Raw genomic sequence first — 17,414 nt, forward strand, 5'->3', positions numbered from 1 at the left:
TGCCTAAGTTAGGTTAGCCTGCGTTGATTCCCTGGAAGGGGCGTTGAGTCTTCGATGATGGGACCGGCCGCACGTCTCGTACTGCTTTCTCCCGGGCACCTGACCGACATACGCCGCCGCACCGGCGACTTCTCCGACAGAACCATCGCCGAGGCGTGCGCCATCGGGCTGTCGTACTGGGCCACGGGCCGCAGTCCCGACGGTATCGACCTCGCCCCCGGCACCCTGTTCACCGATGTCCTCGGCTGGGTCGCCAACGGCGGTGCGACACCCCGCGGTTGGGACGTCGGAGCGGATCTGCGGAGCATCTCCCTCCCCGAAGGCGTCGTACCGGACGACGCGCAGTCAGCCCTCGACGACCTGGCCGACTTCCCGGACCGGCCCGTCGGCACCATCCGCCCGTCCAGCAGGCAGGCGCGGCTGAAGGACCTGGCCGAGTGGAACGACACCGACGCCGACCGGAGCCGCCCGACCCTGGTGGAGATGTTCCGCGAACAGGCGCGGAACAGGCCGGACGCCGTGGCCGTCGTCGACGGGCGCCGCACACTGACGTACCGTGAGACAGCCGCGCTGGCCTCCCAGTTGGCCCACCACCTGGTCGGACGCGGACTCACCGCCGAGCAGGTCGTCGGCATCTCCCTGGAGCGCTCCGCGGACATGGTGGTCGGGCTGCTCGGCGTGCTCCAGGCGGGCTGCGCCTTCGTGCCGCTCGATCCGCACTGGCCCGCCGCGCGCCGGGCCGTCGTCATCGAGGACGCCCGGGTCGTGGCGCAGCTCAACACCTCGGGCGAGCGCGCCGCGGGCGAACCGGAAGCCGTGGCCGTGGACCTCGGCGACTGGCGATACGCTTCCCACCCCGCCGAAGGGACCCCGGTCGGCGTCCTCGGCGAGTCCCTGGCCTACGTGATCTTCACGTCCGGTTCGACCGGGCGGCCCAAGGGTGCGATGATCCGGCACGAGGCGATCAGCGAGCGCCTGCTGTGGCAGGTCCACGAGATCCTGGGCTTCGGCCACGACGACGTGTCCCTGTTCAAGGCGCCGCTGTCCTTCGACATCTCCATCAACGAGATCTTCCTGCCGCTGGTCTCCGGTGCCCGGCTGGTGGTCCTGCGTCCCGGCGGCGAACGCGACCCGCACCACCTGCTGAGCGTGATCGCCGAGCAGCGCGTCACCTTCACCTACCTCGTGTCGTCCATGCTGGACGTGCTGCTGGAGATGTCGGGCGACTCCGGGCGGCTCGACAGCCTGCGGCACGTCTGGTGCGGCGGCGAGGTGCTGACCCCCGAACTGTACGAGCGGTTCCGCACCCGGCTCGACATCCCCATGTACCACGGCTACGGCCCCGCCGAGACGACGATCGGTGTCTCGCACGTCATCTACCGGGGCGCGGCGGAACGCCTGTCGACGTCGATCGGCAGGGCCAACCCCAACACCCGGCTGTACGTGCTGGACGAGGCACTGCGCCCGGTCCCGGTCGGCGTCGGCGGCGAGCTGTACGTGGGCGGGTTCCTCCTGGGACGCGGGTACGTGGGAGCGCCCGCCCTGACCGCGTCCCGGTTCGTGGCGAACCCCTTCGCCGATGACGGATCCCGGCTGTACCGGACCGGTGACCTCGCGCGCTTCGCCCCCGACGGCTCGCTGGACTTCCTCGGCCGGGCCGACAACCAGATCAAGGTCCGCGGCATGCGGCTGGAGATCGAGGACGTCGAGGCCGCCCTCGCCGAGCACCCCGGGGTCCGGCACACCTGCGTCGTCGCGAAGAAGAACGCGGCGGGCGGCACCCACCTGGTGGGGTACGTGATCCCGGCCGCGGGGCACGACCGCCTGCGGGCGGCCGACGTCAAGGCGTGGGCCGGCGAGCACATGGTGGAGTACATGGTGCCCGCCCACATCGTCGCGATGAAAGAGTTCCCGCTCACCGCGAACGGCAAGCTGGACCGGCACGCGCTGCCCGAGCCCGCGACCGGGCAGGATCCGCTCGTCCCACCCGCCACCGAGAACGAGCGTGCGGTGTGCGCGGCGGTCGCGACCCTGCTGCGACTGGACGAGGTCGGTGTCGACCAGGACTTCTTCCAGCTCGGCGGAGACAGCATCCTGGCCATCTCGCTGCTGAGCGCGCTGCGCGACGCGGGGCTCCACGTCACGGCACGGCAGATCCTCACCCACAGCACCGTGGGGGCACTGGCGGCGGTGGCGAGCCGTGAGGACACCTCCACCGTGGACCACCGCGACGTCGCGACCGGCCCCGTCGTGGGATCACCCGTCGTGCAGTGGCTCGGCGAGACCACCGACGCGATCGACGGCTTCGCGCAGTCGGTGGTGCTGAACGCCCCGGCGGACCTGACCGCCGACGCCCTCGACGAGATCCTCGCCGCCGTCGTCGGACGGCACGACATGCTGCGGGCCAAACTGGTGCGCGGCGACCGCTGGGGCTTCGACATCCCGGAGGCGGACCGGCCGGAGCAGGCGGACCGCGCGGTCGCGCGGTGGCGGGAGAGCGACCGGCCGCTCGACGAGTGCGTCGAGCTGGCCACCGAAGGGCTGGACCCGACGGGCGGCGTGATGCTGCGCGCCGTCTGGCGCCGCGAGGCACGGCAACTGGTGCTCGTGGCCCACCACGTCGTGATCGACGGCGTGTCCTGGCGGGTCCTGATCGACGACCTGGCCACGGCATGGCGGCAGTTCGCCTCGGGCGACCCGTTGGAGCTGCCCCCGGCGGGCACCTCGTTCCGGCGCTGGACGCAGCTGCTGGAGCGCGCGGCGTTCGACGCGGACGGCGCCTACTTCCGGCGCCCCCTGCCGGGAGCGGACCAACCACTGGGCAGGCGCGCCCTGTCCGCGACGGACACCGTCGCCCGGGAGCGGGTACGGACCGTCTCCGTCGGCGCCGGCACCACGGCCGCGCTGCTGAGCGAGACACCCGCGAAGTTCCACGCGGGCGTCAACGACGTGCTGCTGACCGCGCTCGCCGTCACCCTCGCCCGCCGGCGCCGCGACCTCGGCCAGGACCAGACGTTCGCGCACATCGAGCTGGAAGGCCACGGCCGGGAGGGACGGTTCGTCGCGCGGTCGGCCGGCTTCGAGCCGGAGCTGTCGCGGACCGTGGGCTGGTTCACCACTCTGTACCCGGTGACCGTGGACCCCGGCGCGGCCCCTGACTTCACCGCACCCGAGTACCTGGCCGCCGCGCTCAAGGCAGTCAAGGAAGACCTCTCCCGGGTACCGGACAACGGCGTCTCCTACGGCGCGCTGCGGTATCTGGCCCGTACCGAGTTCGCCGCGCCCGCCCCCCAGGTGCTGTTCAACTACCTGGGCCGCTTCGACGCCGGCGCGGCGGGCGACTGGAAACTCGCGCGGACCACCGGGCAGTTGGGGGAGAAGCGCGATCCGCGGATGCGCCTGCCCCGCGCCCTGGAATTCAACGCCATCGCGGAACCCGCGTCGACCGGCGAGTACGAGCTGGTCACCGCCATCTCCTGGCCCGACGGGATGTTCACCGACGAGGACGTCGCGACGCTCGGCGAGTACTTCCGCCAGGCCCTGGTCGGGCTGGCCGCGCTCGACCGGGGCGGGCACTCGCCCGGCGACTTCGCTCCGGTGCCACTCACCCAGGCCGACGTCGACGCGCTGGACGGCCCGGCGCTGTGGGACATCCTGCCGTTGACCCCGTTGCAGGAGGGTCTGTACTTCCACTCGGTCTACGACGACGACTCGACGGGCAGCTACGTCGAACAGCAACTGCTGACACTGGAGGGCGAGGTGGACGCCGGGCGGCTCGAGGCAGCGGCCACCCGCCTGCTCACACTCCACCCGAACCTGGCGGCGCGGTTCGTGGCCCTCGCCGACGGCCGTGTGGTGTCCGTGCTGGAGAGCGGTGTCGAGGCGCCCTTCACCACGCTGGACCGCCCCGGCATCACCGACGACGAGATCCGCGACCACGCCGAACGGGACCGCCGGGCCGGCTTCGACCTGGCCACCGGCCCGCTGATGCGGTACACGCTCGTCCGCGGGGGCCCAGGCCGGAACGTCCTGGTGCAGACCGTGCACCACATCGTCGCCGACGGCTGGTCGGTGCCGCCCATGCTGCGCACACTGCTGGCCGAGTACCACGCGCCGGGGAGCGTGCACGTGCTCGGCGGCTTCCCCGACCACGTCCGCCGGCTCGCCGCACGCGACGACGACGCGAGCGACCGGGTCTGGCGCGAGCAGCTCGCGGAGCTGCCCGGCCCCTCACTGGTCGCCGAGGGACACACCCCGTCGGACCGGTTCGCGGACACCTCCGTGGAGCCCGAGGACGACATCGACGCCGCCGCCCGGTCGGCCGGCGTACCGCTGAGCGTGGCCGTGCACAGCGCCTGGGCGGTGACGCTGGGCGGCATCCTGCACGGCAGGGACGTGGTGTTCGGCTCCACGGTGTCAGGGCGCGACGCGGATGTGCCCGGCATCGAGGACATGGTCGGTCTGTTGATCAACACGGTCCCCGTGCGCGCCCAGTGGGCCGGTACCGGCACCGCACGCGACCTGCTCGCCTCGGTCAGGGCACACCAGAGCGCGGTGCTGCCGCACCAGCACGTCTCGCTGGCGGACATCGCCCGCCAGGCCGGCACCGTCTCACTGTTCGACACCCTGGTGGTGTTCGACGTGGCGACCGACGTGGCCGGCCTGCGAAGGCCCGACGACACGCTGGTCATCACCGGCATCGTGAACGAGGGCGCTCCCCACTACCCGTTGACGCTGGTGGTGGAGCGCACGCCCGGCGGCCGCCCGCGCTTCAACCTGATCTACGACGCCGAGCTCCTGCGGGAGGCGAGCGCCCAGGAGATCCTGCACACCTTCACCCGGACCCTCACCGGCCTGCTCACCCGGCCGGACGCCCTGGTCGACGAGCTGACCTCCGAGGGAACCTCACGGCGTGCGGAGCCCATCCCCCCGACGACCCTGGCCGCTCTGTTCGACGCCGCCGCGCTACGGGACCCGGCCGCCACCGCCGTCACCCAGTGCGGTCTCGACGGCGGAACCCGGTCCCTGACCTACGGCGAACTGGCGGACGCGAAGGGCACGCTGGCGTCGGCACTGCGGGCGTCCGGTGTCGGACCGGGCAAGCGGGTCGCCGTCGCGGTCCCGCGCTCCGTCGAGCAGGTCGTCGCCCTGGTCGCGATCGTCAGCGCGGGGGGCGCGTACATGCCCCTGGACCTGGCGTACCCGGACGAGCGTCTGGAGTACATACTCGCCGACTCCGCTCCGCAGGTCGTGTTCGTGGCCCCGGAGCAGCGCGAGCGCTTCACGCGGCTGCTGGCCCGGGCGGGCGTACCGGCGCGTGTTCTCGTGCAGGGGGAAGCGCCCCCTTCGCCGCAGGGGGAAGCGCCCCCTGCGGCGACCGCCGAGCCGGGGCCCGGGGCCGGTTGGGCGGACCCCGCCTACGTGATCTACACCTCCGGATCGACCGGCAGACCCAAGGGTGTCGTCGTCCCGCACTCCAGCGTGGTGACGCTGCTCGCGAACACACAGGCCGACATGGGCTTCGGTCCGCACGACGTGTGGGTCCAGTTCCACTCCTTCTCCTTCGACTTCGCGGTCTGGGAGCTGTGGGGGGCGTTGACGCACGGCGGCGAGCTGCTGGTCCCGGAGTACGGGCTGACCCGTTCCCCGGTCGATTTCCACCGGCTGGTCCGCGAGCGCGGGGTGACCGTGCTCAACCAGACCCCGTCGGCGTTCTACCGGTTCACCGAGGCCGACCGACAGGCCGGCGAACCGCTGCCCGCACTGCGGCGGATCATCTTCGGAGGCGAGGCACTGGACCTCGGGCGGCTGCGCGGCTGGGTCGAGCGGCACGGCACCGGTTCGCCCGAGCTGGTCAACATGTACGGCATCACCGAGACCACCGTCCATGTCACCCACCGGGTGCTGACCGGCGATGACTTCGGCTCCGGCGGCGCCGGCCCCATCGGCGGTCCGCTTCCCGGTCTGGTCACCTACCTGCTCGACGACCGGCTCCGGCCGGTGCCGCCGGGCAGGGTGGGCGCCATCTACGTCGCCGGCGACCAGGTGTCGCTCGGGTACCTGGGCCGGCCCGGGCTGACCGCCGGCCGGTTCGTGGCGAACCCGTTCGCGGGCGACGGCTCCCGCATGTACCACACGGGTGACCTCGCCCGCCGTACGCTCGACGGCGAGCTGGAGTTCACCGGCCGTGCCGACGACCAGGTGCAGCTCAAGGGCTTCCGTATCGAGCTGGGCGAGGTGGAGTCCGCGATCAGGGAACTCGACGGGGTGACCGACGCGGCCGTCACGGTCGCGGGGAGCGGCGACCACCTCGTGGCGCACGTCGTGGGCGGGGCGCCCGAAGACCTCACCGAGCAGCTGTCCACGAAGCTGCCCGCGCACATGGTGCCGGGCCGGGTGCTGCCGGTGGACGTCCTGCCGCTGACGGTCAACGGCAAGCTGGACCGCAAGGCCCTGACCGAGCGAGCGGGTAAGCCCCTCAGTGACGCGGGGCCGTATCGGCCTGCGACCCCGACGGGGGGCGCGACCAGCGGCACCGGCCCTGCGGACGACGACACCGATGACTCCGCGCTCGCCACCCTCGTCGCGATCTTCGCCGACACGCTCCCCGGCCACGACGCCGACCCCGACACCGACTTCTTCCGCGCCGGAGGCGACAGCATCGTCGCCATCACCGTCATCAACCGGGCGAGGGCACTCGGACTGCCGATCACGCCACGGGACGTGTTCCTGCTCAGGACCCCGCGCGCCCTCGCCGAGCACCTGGTGGCGAGTACCCCGCGGACCCCGGCGCCCGCGCCCGTCCGCCACGCGGACGGCCCGCTGCCGCCGACGCCGATCGTCCTGCGGCAGCGCGAACTGGGCGGCTCACTCGCCCGGTTCGCGCAGGCCAGGGCGCTGGTGGCCCCCGAGGGCACCGGCTTCGCCGACGTCGAGCGTGCCGCGCACGCCGTCGTGGCCGCGCACCCGGTCCTCCGCCTGCGACTGAGCGTCGAGCACGGGGTGTGGTCGCTGCGCACCGAACCCGCACGCGAGACCACCGTCACCCGGACGGACGCCACGGACGCCACGGACGCCACGGACACCACGGACACCACCGACGCCACGGACACCATCGACGTGACGACCGCGGCCGACGAAGCCGCCGGACGGCTCGATCCCGAGTCCGGGGACGTCATCGCGTTCACCTGGCTGGAGAAGAGCCGGACCCTGGTGGTCACCGTGCACCACCTCGCCGTCGACTCCGTCTCCTGGCTGGTCCTGCTGGACGACCTGGCCACCGCGATGCGCGGAGCCCCCCTGGCGCCCCCGACCACGTCCTACGCCGAGTACGCCGAAGCACTGACGCTCCAGTCCGCCCGCGCGGTCGGCGACCTGGACCACTGGATCACCACCCTCCAGGCGCCCGCGCCGCTGCCCCCGGCGAAGGAGCCGCGCGAGACCACGGTCGTACTCCCACCCGAGGTGAGCGACCTCGTGACGCGCACCGCGCCCGCCGCACTCGGCGTCGGTCTCACCGAGTTGCTGTGCGGCGCGCTGCGTTCCGCGCTGACACACATCCAGCCGTCACCCACCGACCTCGCCATCGAGGTGGAGCGGCACGGCCGGGTTCCGGCCCTCGCGCACCACGACTACAGCCGTACGGTCGGCTGGTTCACCTCCATCGCGCCCGTACGGCTCACGGCGCACACCGACCCGCTCGCTGCCGCGCGCGAGGTCGCACAACGCCAGCCGGACGAGCACGCGCACGTCGCCTACGGACAACTCAGGTATCTCAACCCGCAGACGGCTCCGCTGCTGACAGCCCGCCCGCAGGTGCTGTTCAACTACCTCGGCCGGGGCGGCGAGTCCCGGGCACCGCACCTCACGGGCGGCGATCAGGCCGGCCCGTACGCCGTCGAGGTCAACACGTGGACCGACGCGGCCACCGGCAGCCTGCACGCGGCCTTCACCCTCGCCGAGGGCATCCCGGACGAGATCACCGGGCACTGGCACAGCGCACTGGAACAGATCGCGGACGCCGCCGCGACGGCCGAGCGCACCGCACCGGTCACCCCGCTCCAGCGAGGCCTGTACTTCCAGGCCCAGATGGCGGGCTCGGCCGGACCCTACGTGGCGCAGAGCTACTTCACCTTCGACCGCCGCCTGGACACCGACGCGCTGGCCGAGGCGATGGCACACGTGATCGCGCGCCATCCGGCCGTGGGCGCCGGCTTCACCACCGACGAGGAGGGAAACCCCGTCCAGGTCCTGGCGGCGGGCCGACGAGTCGACGTCGTGGCCGTCGAGACGGCGACGGAGGCGGAGGTCGAAGCTCTGCGCGCCCGGGACCGGGACACGGGGTTCGACCCGGGCGAGCCACCCCTGATCCGGCTGACCGTGGTGCGCCTGCCCGGCGACCGCGACGGCCTGCTCCTCAGCTACCACCTCCTGCTGTGGGACGGCTGGTCCCGCGAGATCGTGCTGCGGGAGCTGTTCGACGCCTATCAGGCCGTCCTGGCGGGTGAGCCGCCGGCAGCGGTTGTGGCCACGCCGAGCTTCGAGGACCATGCCCGGGCGCTCGACGCGAAGGACCCGGCCGAATCGGCACGCTTCTGGGCGCGGTACCTGGCCGGCCTTCCCGGCCCGACGCTGCTCGCCGGCCCGGCGCCGTCCCTCTCCGACGACCTGCCGCGCGCGCTCGTACACACGCTCTCCGTCGATCGGTCGGACCTGCTGAGGGAAACCGCCAGGGCGCACGGCGTCACGCTGAACTCGGTGCTGACCGGCGCGTTCGGTCTCCTCCTCGGCTCACACACCGGCCGTGGCGACGCCGTGTTCGGCGTGACCGTCTCCGGCCGGGAGGGCGAGGGACTCTCCGGCATCGTCGGCGTACTGCTCAACACCGTGCCCATGTGGACGCGAGCCCGGCCGGACCAGACGGTCCAGGAGTACCTGACGGCCGTCCAGAGAGCCAGGGCCGAGGCCATGGACCACGAGCACCTCGGTCTCGGCGAGATCCAGCGGGCCGGCGGGCACGACACCCTCTTCGACAACCTGTTCGTCCTCCAGAACTTCCTGGACCTGGACGCCTTCGCCGACATGAACGCCAGGCACGGCATCACCTCGGTGAAGGCCGACGACTCCACCCACTATCCGTTCACCTGGGTCGTCACACCGGGCGACAGGCTCACCGTCAAGCTGGAGTACCGCGACGACGACACGGCCAGGGCCCGTCGTCTCCTCGACGACTACCTGCGCGTACTCGACGAACTGGCCCGGTCGGCCGGGCCGGTCGGAGCGCTGCGGGGCCCGGGCCCGGAACCGGAGCCCGCAGCGCGCACCGACGTCGGCACGGACACCGTCGTCGACCGGTTCGACCGTGCCGCGGACCGCGACCCGCGGCGCGTCGCGCTCGTCGCCCACGGCTCGCACATGACCTTCGCCGAACTGCGGGACCGCAGCCGCGCGGTGGCGGGAGTACTGGCCCGGCGCGGCATCGGCCCCGAGGCGACGGTGGGTCTCGCGATCCCGCGCTCCCTCGACTCGATCGTGGCGCTGTTCGCCGTACTGCGCGTCGGCGCCGCGTACGTGCCGCTGGAGCTGGACCACCCGGACGAGCGGATCGCCGCGATCGTCGCGGACGCCGGCCCGGACGTGATCGTCACCGTGAGCGCCGTGTCGCCCCGGCTGACCGGCGACCTGATCGAGCTGGACCGTCCGCTGCCCGCGGCCGAGCCGTTCGTGACGTTCACGCCGGACGACCCGAACCGGCTGCGGCACCCCGCGTACACGATCTACACCTCCGGATCGACCGGGAGGCCCAAGGGCGTGGTGACCGAGTACGCCGGACTCACCAACATGCTGGTCAACCACCAGCGCCGGATCTTCGAACCGGTGCTGTCGGCGCACGGGCACCGGGTCTTCCGGATCGCGCACACCGTGTCGTTCGCGTTCGACATGTCGTGGGAGGAACTGCTGTGGCTCGCCGACGGCCACGAGGTGCACATCTGCGACGAGGAACTGCGCCGTGACGCGCCCAGGCTGGTCGAGTACTGCCTCGAACACGGGATCGACGTGATCAACGTGACCCCGACCTACGCGCAGCAACTGGTGGCCGAGGGCCTGCTCGACAACCCGGCACGCCGGCCGGCGCTGGTGCTGCTGGGCGGCGAGGCCGTCACCCCGGCGCTGTGGCAGCGGCTCGCCGAGACCGAGGGAACCGTCGGCTACAACCTGTACGGACCCACCGAGTACACCATCAACACCCTCGGAGTCGGCACCTTCGAATGCCAGGACCCGGTGGTGGGAGTGGCGATCGACAACACGGACGTGTACGTCCTGGACCCGTGGCTGCGGCCCCTGCCGGACGGCGTTCCCGGAGAGCTGTACGTGTCCGGCATCGGCATCGCACGGGGCTATCTCGGGCAGCCCGCCCAGACCGCGCACCGCTTCGTCGCGTGCCCGTTCGGTGCACCCGGCGAGCGCATGTACCGCACCGGAGACCTGGTCGTCCGACGACCCGACGGCAACCTGACGTACCTGGGCCGCACCGACCAGCAGGTCAAGATCCGGGGGCACCGGGTCGAACCGGGCGAGGTCGAGGCCGCCTTCGCGGCGCACCCGGCGGTGCGGTTCGTCGCCGCCCTCGCCCAGCCCGATCCGCAGGTCGACGGTGCGTACCGGCTGGCCGCCTACCTCGTACTGGACGGGTCCGGCCTTGCCGAGGTCGCCGCCGAAGTGGGCGCCGGACTGCCGGACTTCCTGCGCCCTACGCACTACGCCCAGGTCGACGGCATCCCGCTGACGGTGAACGGGAAGGCCGACACCAAGGCGTTGCCGGAGGCCAAGCCGCTGGGCGCGCTGACCACGGCGGAGGAGCGGAGCCCGGAGACCGGAACCGAAATCACGGTGTGCGAGTTCTTCGCCGAGGCACTGGACCTGGACGACGACGAGGTGAGCGCGGTCAGCGACTTCGTCTCCCTCGGAGGGCACTCCATGCTGGCGGTGCGGCTGACCGGGCTGCTCCGCCGGGAGTACGGTCCTGTGATCACGATCCGTGATCTGTTCACCCTGCGAACCCCGGAAGCGATTGCCCGCCACCTCGATGACAACTCCTGACGCCCAGCGGCCCCGCCCGGGGTCCGACATCCTGCGCACCGCGCTGCGCCGCAACATCGGCGCCATGGCCGGGGGTACCGTCCTCATGGGCCTGTACCAGGCCGGCGAGACCGCCTTCCCGATCGCCCTCGGCCTGATCGTCGAACACACGATGCGCGACCGGAGCCCCGGCTCGCTCGGCGTCTCGATCGCCGCGCTGGCCGTGATCATCACCACCGTGTCGCTGTCCTGGCGGTTCGGGATGCGCATCCTGCAGAAGGCCAACACGACCGAGGCGCACCGCTGGCGGGTACGGGTCGCGGCCTGCGGACTCCAGCCGGTGGCCAGGGACGTCGACCTCAAGTCGGGCGAGGTGCTGACCATCGCCACGGAGGACGCCGACCAGACCGCCGACATCATCGAGGTGGTGCCGCTGCTGGTCAGCTCACTGGTCGCGGTGGTGATCGCGGCGGTCGCGCTGGGCCTGGCCGACCTCCGGCTGGGCCTGCTGGTGATCGTGGGCACCGTCGCGATCCTGTCGATCCTGAGTGTGATGTCCCGGAGGATCGGCTCCAGCACCCGCGAACAGCAGGCCCGGGTGGCACGGGCCGGCGCGAAGGTCGCCGACCTCATCATCGGCCTGCGCCCGCTGCACGGCTTCGGCGGCAACGACGCGGCGTTCCGGTCCTATCGGAAGGTCAGCACGGAGGCGAAGCAGCAGTCGGTCACCGTCGCCAGGGTGAACGGTGTCTACGCGGGCACCGCACTGGCCCTCAACGCTGTCCTCGCCACCGCCGTGACGCTGACGGCGGGCTGGCTGGCGTTCGAGGGCCGGATCAACATCGGCGAACTCGTCATGGCGGTGGGACTCGCGCAGTTCATCATGGAACCGCTCAAGCTGTTCTCGGAGATGCCGAAGTACGTGATGATCGCGCGCGCGTCGGCCGAGCGGATGGCGCTGGTCCTGACCGCGCCCCCGGTGACGGCCCCGGGCCCGGAGCACCCGGCCGCGGGCCGGGACCTCGAGGTGGACTGCGTGCGCCACGGATCCCTGCGCAAGGTGAGGTTCCAGGTGGCCGCGGGCGAGTTCGTGGCCGTCGCCGCCTACCAGCCGCGCGCGGCGGCCGACCTCGCGGCGGTCCTGGCCCTGAACGTCCCGCCCGACGCGTACGAGGGAGCGGTGCGGGTCGGCGGCCGGGACCTCGCGGACCTGTCGACCGAGGCGGTCCGTGAGCACATGCTGGTGAACCCGTACGACGGGGAGATCTTCGCGGGCACACTCCGTACGAACATCGACCCGTCGGGCACCAGCCGGACGGTCCCCGAGGCCGTCGTGGCGTCCATGCTGACCGACGTCGTCGCCCTGCACCGCGAAGGGCTCGACCATCCCGTCCGCGACCGCGGCGCGAACCTCTCCGGCGGGCAGCGCCAACGACTGTCCCTGGCCCGCGCCCTCGCCGCGGACACCGACGTCCTCGTGCTGCGCGACCCGACGACGGCCGTCGACGCGGTCACCGAGCAGCTCATCGCGCGTAACGTCGCGAAGCTGCGCCGGGGCCGCACCACCGTCGTGATCACCAGCAGCCCCGCCCTCCTGGACGCCGCCGACCGGGTCCTCGTCCTGGACGACGGCGTCATCACCGCCGAGGACACGCATCGCAACCTGCTCGCCACCGACGAGGACTACTGCAAGGCCGTGGCCCGGTGATGCGGGGCCAGGCCCAGGGGGGTCTCATTTGGATCAGGGCGACTCCGGGCAACGGTGCCGGGCCCCGCGACTCCGGCAACATCCGCCGGCACCCAGAAGACCTTCGTCGATCTTCTAGGCGAGAGCCCAGGCGACATCCCGGAGAAGGGCGTGCCGCCAGCCCGCCCGGTCGTGGTCCGACGCCGACCGAGAGACCCGCACGGTGGCGCCGGCCTGTTCGGTCAGCGTCTCCACCAGGGCGCAGTGGGGGAGCATCCGCGTCTCGTGCTCCCCCACGTCGAAGGCGACCCGCAGACCGGACAGGTCGGGACGCGTCCGCAGGCGCGATGCGACGGCACCGCCGACCGGGCCGCTCAACGGGTCCGCCAGATTCCGTGCGTCGGGTGTCCACCACAACGACGCCGACTGGCAGGCGACGCGGGACACCAGGTCCGGGAATTCGAGCGCCGCGTACAGCGCGCTCAGCCCGCCGAGGCTCTGCCCCGCGACCACCAGCCGGTCACGGTCGGCGGGCACGCCGGACTCGGCGACCAGCGGCAGCAGGTCGTCCCGGACCGCCTCCCACAGTTCGGGCCGGCATCCGAACTCGCCCGTCCTGTCCCTGACCGGAAGGAACACGAGTGTGACCGGCGGCAGCTCGCCACAGGCGACGGCCGAGTCGAACGCGGTCGTCGCGGGGTGCAGGTACAGCCAGTCGTCCCCGTCGAGCAGCAGGACCACGGGCCCACCGCCGCCCGCCGGGTGGACGCGCACGGTACGCCGCCCGCCGAGCCGTCCCCCGGCCCAGCGCAGCCGGGTGCGGGGGAGGGGCAGGACGTCGGTGGCGGCCACCGCCGGCCAGTGCGGCTGCGCCGGGGCGTCCGGGGTCGCGGCGATGGACCGGTCACCGCCCGCACCGACCGGGTTGAACGGGTCGGCGTACGCCGTGCCTTCGACGAGGAACCGGTACGTCACCCGCAGTCGCGCGGGCATCCGCACCTCGGCGTACCAGCAGTCGGTGTCGCCCCACCGGCGCAGGGGCACCGGCTCCGACCAGCTCTCGAATTCGATGCTCGCCGCTTCGGACCCGCGCCGCAGGAACAGGGTCACCCAGCCGTCGCCGTCGGCCACCGACGCGGGTGTCCTCGCAGTCGCCCAGAACGCGTCGGAGCCGGGCCTGCCGGACAGTCCGAACGCGGCGAAGGTGTCTTCCCCCACCGACCTCATCAACGTCTCCTTGTGGAGCGGAAAGTGAGAAGGCTAAGCTCATTTTCCATTAGGCGAGCCTAACCTAATTCCTCGGGAGGCACCGCAGATGAGCACCAACCCCTTCGACGACGCCGACGGCCGTTTCCTCGTCCTCGTGAACGATGAGGGCCAGTACTCGCTCTGGCCGTCCTTCGCCGAGGTGCCCGGAGGGTGGACGATCGCCTTCGAGGAGAACGGCCGGGCCGCTTGCCTGGAGTTCGTCGAGGCCAACTGGAAGGATCTGCGCCCCCGTTCCCTCGTCGAGGCCATGGACGCCTGACGCCCGACGCTCTGCACGAGACCGACGAACGCCCGCTTCCTCACCCTGGACCCGACCACCCCGTCGCCCACGACCTGGGCGTCTGGCGGGACCGTCGCCCAGAAGGGCTCGCCCGGCGCCTGGGTGAGCATCGCAGGGTACGACCAGCGGGCCCTGGGCCGCCACCTGACCGCCGCCGAACCGGACAAGGCCAACCACGGGCACAAGCCGCACGCGGGCGCACTGGAAGAACCTCGGACGGCCCTGCTGCTTGCCGGATATCGCACGCGCCGCGCGGTGGCACTCACGCTCGGCATCCCCCGAACCTCCCTCAACGGGCGTCTGGAGAGCTGAAGACGGCCGCGGGCTTCGCGGTCTTCAACCACCGCAAACGGCCGGTCGCCCCGACGGCACGCGGCCAGGCCCTGCTCGGCGAGGCGCAGTTACTGCTACAGCGCCTCGATACCCGGTCCCGTGCTCGGCCCGTGACGTATTCCAGCTCTCCGGTGGGAACGATCCACGCCGTGTTGGGAAGCGTTCCGTGATGAAGCCGTTCTGTTCTTGTGGGAGCCGCCGAGAAGCCTCTCCTCCTGGAGAGACTAGGTGCCTGTCGGAGGCGTCGTGCCGTGTTCCGCGTCGTCGTCTCCGGTCGGCGGATCGCTCAGGAGCGATGCGCCGAACGCCTGCAAGCGCTCCACCGCTTGGCTGTCGGGCCCCGTGCGGCGGGCCAGCGCGTTGTGGATCTCCTGGTAGACGGACGCCTCCAGGCCGCAGCGGCGGCAGTCCTCCAGGTGTGCCGAGACCCGGCGCGCCGTGACCTCGTCGGTTTCGCCGTCAAGGTAGGACTGCAGCACGCGGGCGACCTGCATGCAGTTCATCCGGCGCTCGGCCGCTGCACGTCGCCACCATGGACGCCTCTTCACATCACACCTCGTTTCGGTGCCAGTCCGGCCGTGGCCAGCCGCGCCCGTATCCGTTTGCGTGCCCGGTGCAGCCGGCTCATCACGGTGCCTTCGGGCACGTCCAGCAGGTGGGCGGCCTCGGCGTAGGTGAGGCAGTCGATGTCCACCAGCTGCACCACCTGCCGGTGCTTGTCCGGCAGCGCGCGCAGGGCCTCGTCCACCACCTCGTCGAACGCCTCACCCACCACGATCTCTTCCGCCGACCCGCTGGGGCCCGTGGTGCTGAGGCGGTCCAGATCGGTGTCCGGGTCGTCCAGGAGGTGGGGACGGCGGCGTCGGTGGCGGTTGGTCTCGGCCCGCCGCATGATTGTCAGCAGCCACGCGCGCGGGTGCCTCCCATCGAAACGGTCCACGGCCCGGTAAGCGCGCAGAAGGGTGTCCTGCACGAGGTCCTCGGCATCCGCCGGCTGCGCGGTCAGCGTCCTCGCCACCCGCAGCAGTACCTCCACCTCGGGCAGCACATAGGCGGCGAACGCCTGACCCCGAGGGTCCGCGGGGTCAGGCGGCGCTGTCACTTCGTCTTCCACACGGTGGAAACCCCTTTTCCCGGACCCGCATTCCATCCTCCTCATCCTTCTGCTTCCCGGCCCCGGGCGCCACTGTGGTAAGCGGCCAGGTGAGGAGCTTGTGCGGGGGCTGGAATGCCGCGTGCGGCGCGACGGGTTTCCGCTGTATGAAATGGCGGCGCGTTCCCGGGCCGGGGCGAGTGTGGGCCGAGTGCCGGGAAAAGATACGGCATGTGCGGCTGCGCGGTGATGTGGAAGCGTACGTCGACGGGCAGCTCACCGGTGCGCACCGCGTGCGGGTGGCCGCCCACGTCGCCTGCTGCTGGGGCTGCAGCGGCAGTCTGCAACTGCTGCGGCTGGTCAAGGCGTCCCTCCGGCACCATCCTCAGCGGACACCCCCGTCTCTCGCGTCGGCCCGGGTACGACGCTTGGCTGATCACCTCACCACGCCGCCGGGCCGAAACCGGCCCCGCCGTTGAAGGACACCGAGCCTCACCGATCCCGCGCGAGCCCTGGCGGCCGGGCATCCGGGTGGCCCGGCGTACCGGTCAGCAGCAACCCGACGATGCGCCCATGGCATGCACGGCTGCCCCGTCCACGGGCTCGCAGGGGAACAGGCCGAAGTGGCGGCTCTTGTCGCCGGTGACGGTGAAGTGGGCCGCGTAACGGGTGGCGGCGAGCATGTCGGCGGTGTTGCCACAGACGAGCATCGGCTTTCCGGCGCGGAAGCGGTGGTGGTCGTCGAGGTCGAAGGCGTGCGGGTGCTCGGCGATGGTCCCGCGGTAGACGGCGACCTGACCGTAGTCCTCGCAACGGTCCTCCAAGGGGAGCTTGAAGGCGCGGACGGTGCGGGAGGTGAAGGCGGCGAAGCCGATCTTCCGCTCGATATCAGGGTCGCTGATCTCCACCGCGGAGGTGGTGACGGTCCGGGCGTCCGGGCAGCCGGCGCGTTCCAGGGTGCGGCGGAAGTCCTCGGTGTACAGGGCGCCGGCGAGGCATTCGCCGACGAGGACGGGATCGTCGAGGAGAGGAGTGGGCAGGCGGCGGTCCGCGAAAAGGTCGGAGAAGTACAGCTCGCCGCCGGGCTTGAGGACGCGGAAGATCTCGGAGAAGACGCGCGGCTTGTCCGGCGACAGGTTCAGAACGCAGTTGGAGACCACCAGGTCCACGGAGGCGTCCGGGATACCGGCCGTGGCCAGGTCTTCGATGTAGCCGTGGCGGAAGTCGGTGTTGGCGTGGCCGAACCGTTCGGCGTGCCAGTCCTGATGGCGGCGCGCCACGGCCAGCTGTTCCTCGGTCATGTCGACGCCGATCACCCGGCCGGTGGGGCCGACCAGTTGGGACAGCACGTAGACGTCCCGCCCGCTGCCGCAGCCCAGGTCGAGCACAGTGGCCCCGTCGAGTCCGGGCGGGATGGGCGAACCGCAGCCGTAGAAACGCTCCATGACCTCGTCGTGCACCTGTGCGAGAGCCGCGGCCAGGTGCGGCGGCGGTGCCGTGTCCGTGCAGCAGGCCGAGGTCTTCAGGTCCGCGGAGGAGGCGAGCACCTTGCCGTAGTAGTCCCTGACCGATTCTGCCACGGACGGGAGGGGCGTCTGCTGCTCCCGGGATACGTCGATCGTCGCCATGTCTCTCCCTGATGAGTGATCTCTCGTGCTCCCGGCCGGTGGTTC

8 protein-coding genes are annotated in these 17,414 nt (G+C 71.8%); 4 read left to right on the plus strand and 4 right to left on the minus strand.

The window, feature by feature from the left end:
- Nucleotides 1-54 precede the first annotated feature (54 nt).
- Entirely contained in the window at nucleotides 55-11,100 is an 11,046-nt protein-coding gene (locus ACIQ1J_RS09910; protein WP_403555694.1) for an amino acid adenylation domain-containing protein, read from the plus strand.
- Nucleotides 11,087-12,787, plus strand: coding sequence for an ABC transporter ATP-binding protein (locus ACIQ1J_RS09915; RefSeq protein WP_403555696.1), 1,701 nt, complete (start codon nucleotides 11,087-11,089; stop codon nucleotides 12,785-12,787). Before ACIQ1J_RS09910 ends, ACIQ1J_RS09915 begins: the two co-directional genes overlap by 14 nt.
- A gap of 114 nt (nucleotides 12,788-12,901) precedes the next feature.
- Here ACIQ1J_RS09915 and ACIQ1J_RS09920 read toward each other — a convergent pair whose 3' ends face one another.
- The gene (locus tag ACIQ1J_RS09920; RefSeq protein ID WP_403555698.1) at nucleotides 12,902-13,993 is read right to left on the minus strand and encodes an alpha/beta hydrolase-fold protein; all 1,092 of its coding nucleotides are present in this window, start codon (nucleotides 13,991-13,993) and stop codon (nucleotides 12,902-12,904) included.
- Between the two features lie 88 nt (nucleotides 13,994-14,081).
- Between ACIQ1J_RS09920 and ACIQ1J_RS09925 the strand changes: the two genes are divergently transcribed.
- Nucleotides 14,082-14,294 carry an MbtH family protein gene (locus ACIQ1J_RS09925; RefSeq protein WP_121745287.1) on the plus strand — a complete coding sequence of 71 codons (213 nt, stop codon included), beginning with the start codon at nucleotides 14,082-14,084 and terminating at the stop codon, nucleotides 14,292-14,294.
- Between the two features lie 123 nt (nucleotides 14,295-14,417).
- Complete coding sequence (locus ACIQ1J_RS09930) at nucleotides 14,418-14,627, plus strand: hypothetical protein (RefSeq protein ID WP_403555701.1); 210 nt, start codon at nucleotides 14,418-14,420, stop codon at nucleotides 14,625-14,627.
- 245 nt (nucleotides 14,628-14,872) lie between these two features.
- Here ACIQ1J_RS09930 and ACIQ1J_RS09935 read toward each other — a convergent pair whose 3' ends face one another.
- From ACIQ1J_RS09935 to ACIQ1J_RS09945, 3 genes are all read right to left on the minus strand, one after another.
- Complete coding sequence (locus ACIQ1J_RS09935) at nucleotides 14,873-15,142, minus strand: anti-sigma factor family protein (RefSeq protein WP_403555703.1); 270 nt, start codon at nucleotides 15,140-15,142, stop codon at nucleotides 14,873-14,875.
- A gap of 50 nt (nucleotides 15,143-15,192) precedes the next feature.
- Nucleotides 15,193-15,750, minus strand: a complete 558-nt coding sequence (locus ACIQ1J_RS09940) for an RNA polymerase sigma factor (protein ID WP_403555705.1) — start codon at nucleotides 15,748-15,750, stop codon at nucleotides 15,193-15,195.
- A gap of 539 nt (nucleotides 15,751-16,289) precedes the next feature.
- The gene (locus ACIQ1J_RS09945) at nucleotides 16,290-17,369 is read right to left on the minus strand and encodes a methyltransferase domain-containing protein (protein ID WP_403555707.1); all 1,080 of its coding nucleotides are present in this window, start codon (nucleotides 17,367-17,369) and stop codon (nucleotides 16,290-16,292) included.
- Nucleotides 17,370-17,414: the final 45 nt, after the last annotated feature.

It is taken from the genome of Streptomyces sp. NPDC097107 (assembly GCF_044762405.1).
GTDB lineage: Bacteria > Actinomycetota > Actinomycetes > Streptomycetales > Streptomycetaceae > Streptomyces > Streptomyces thinghirensis.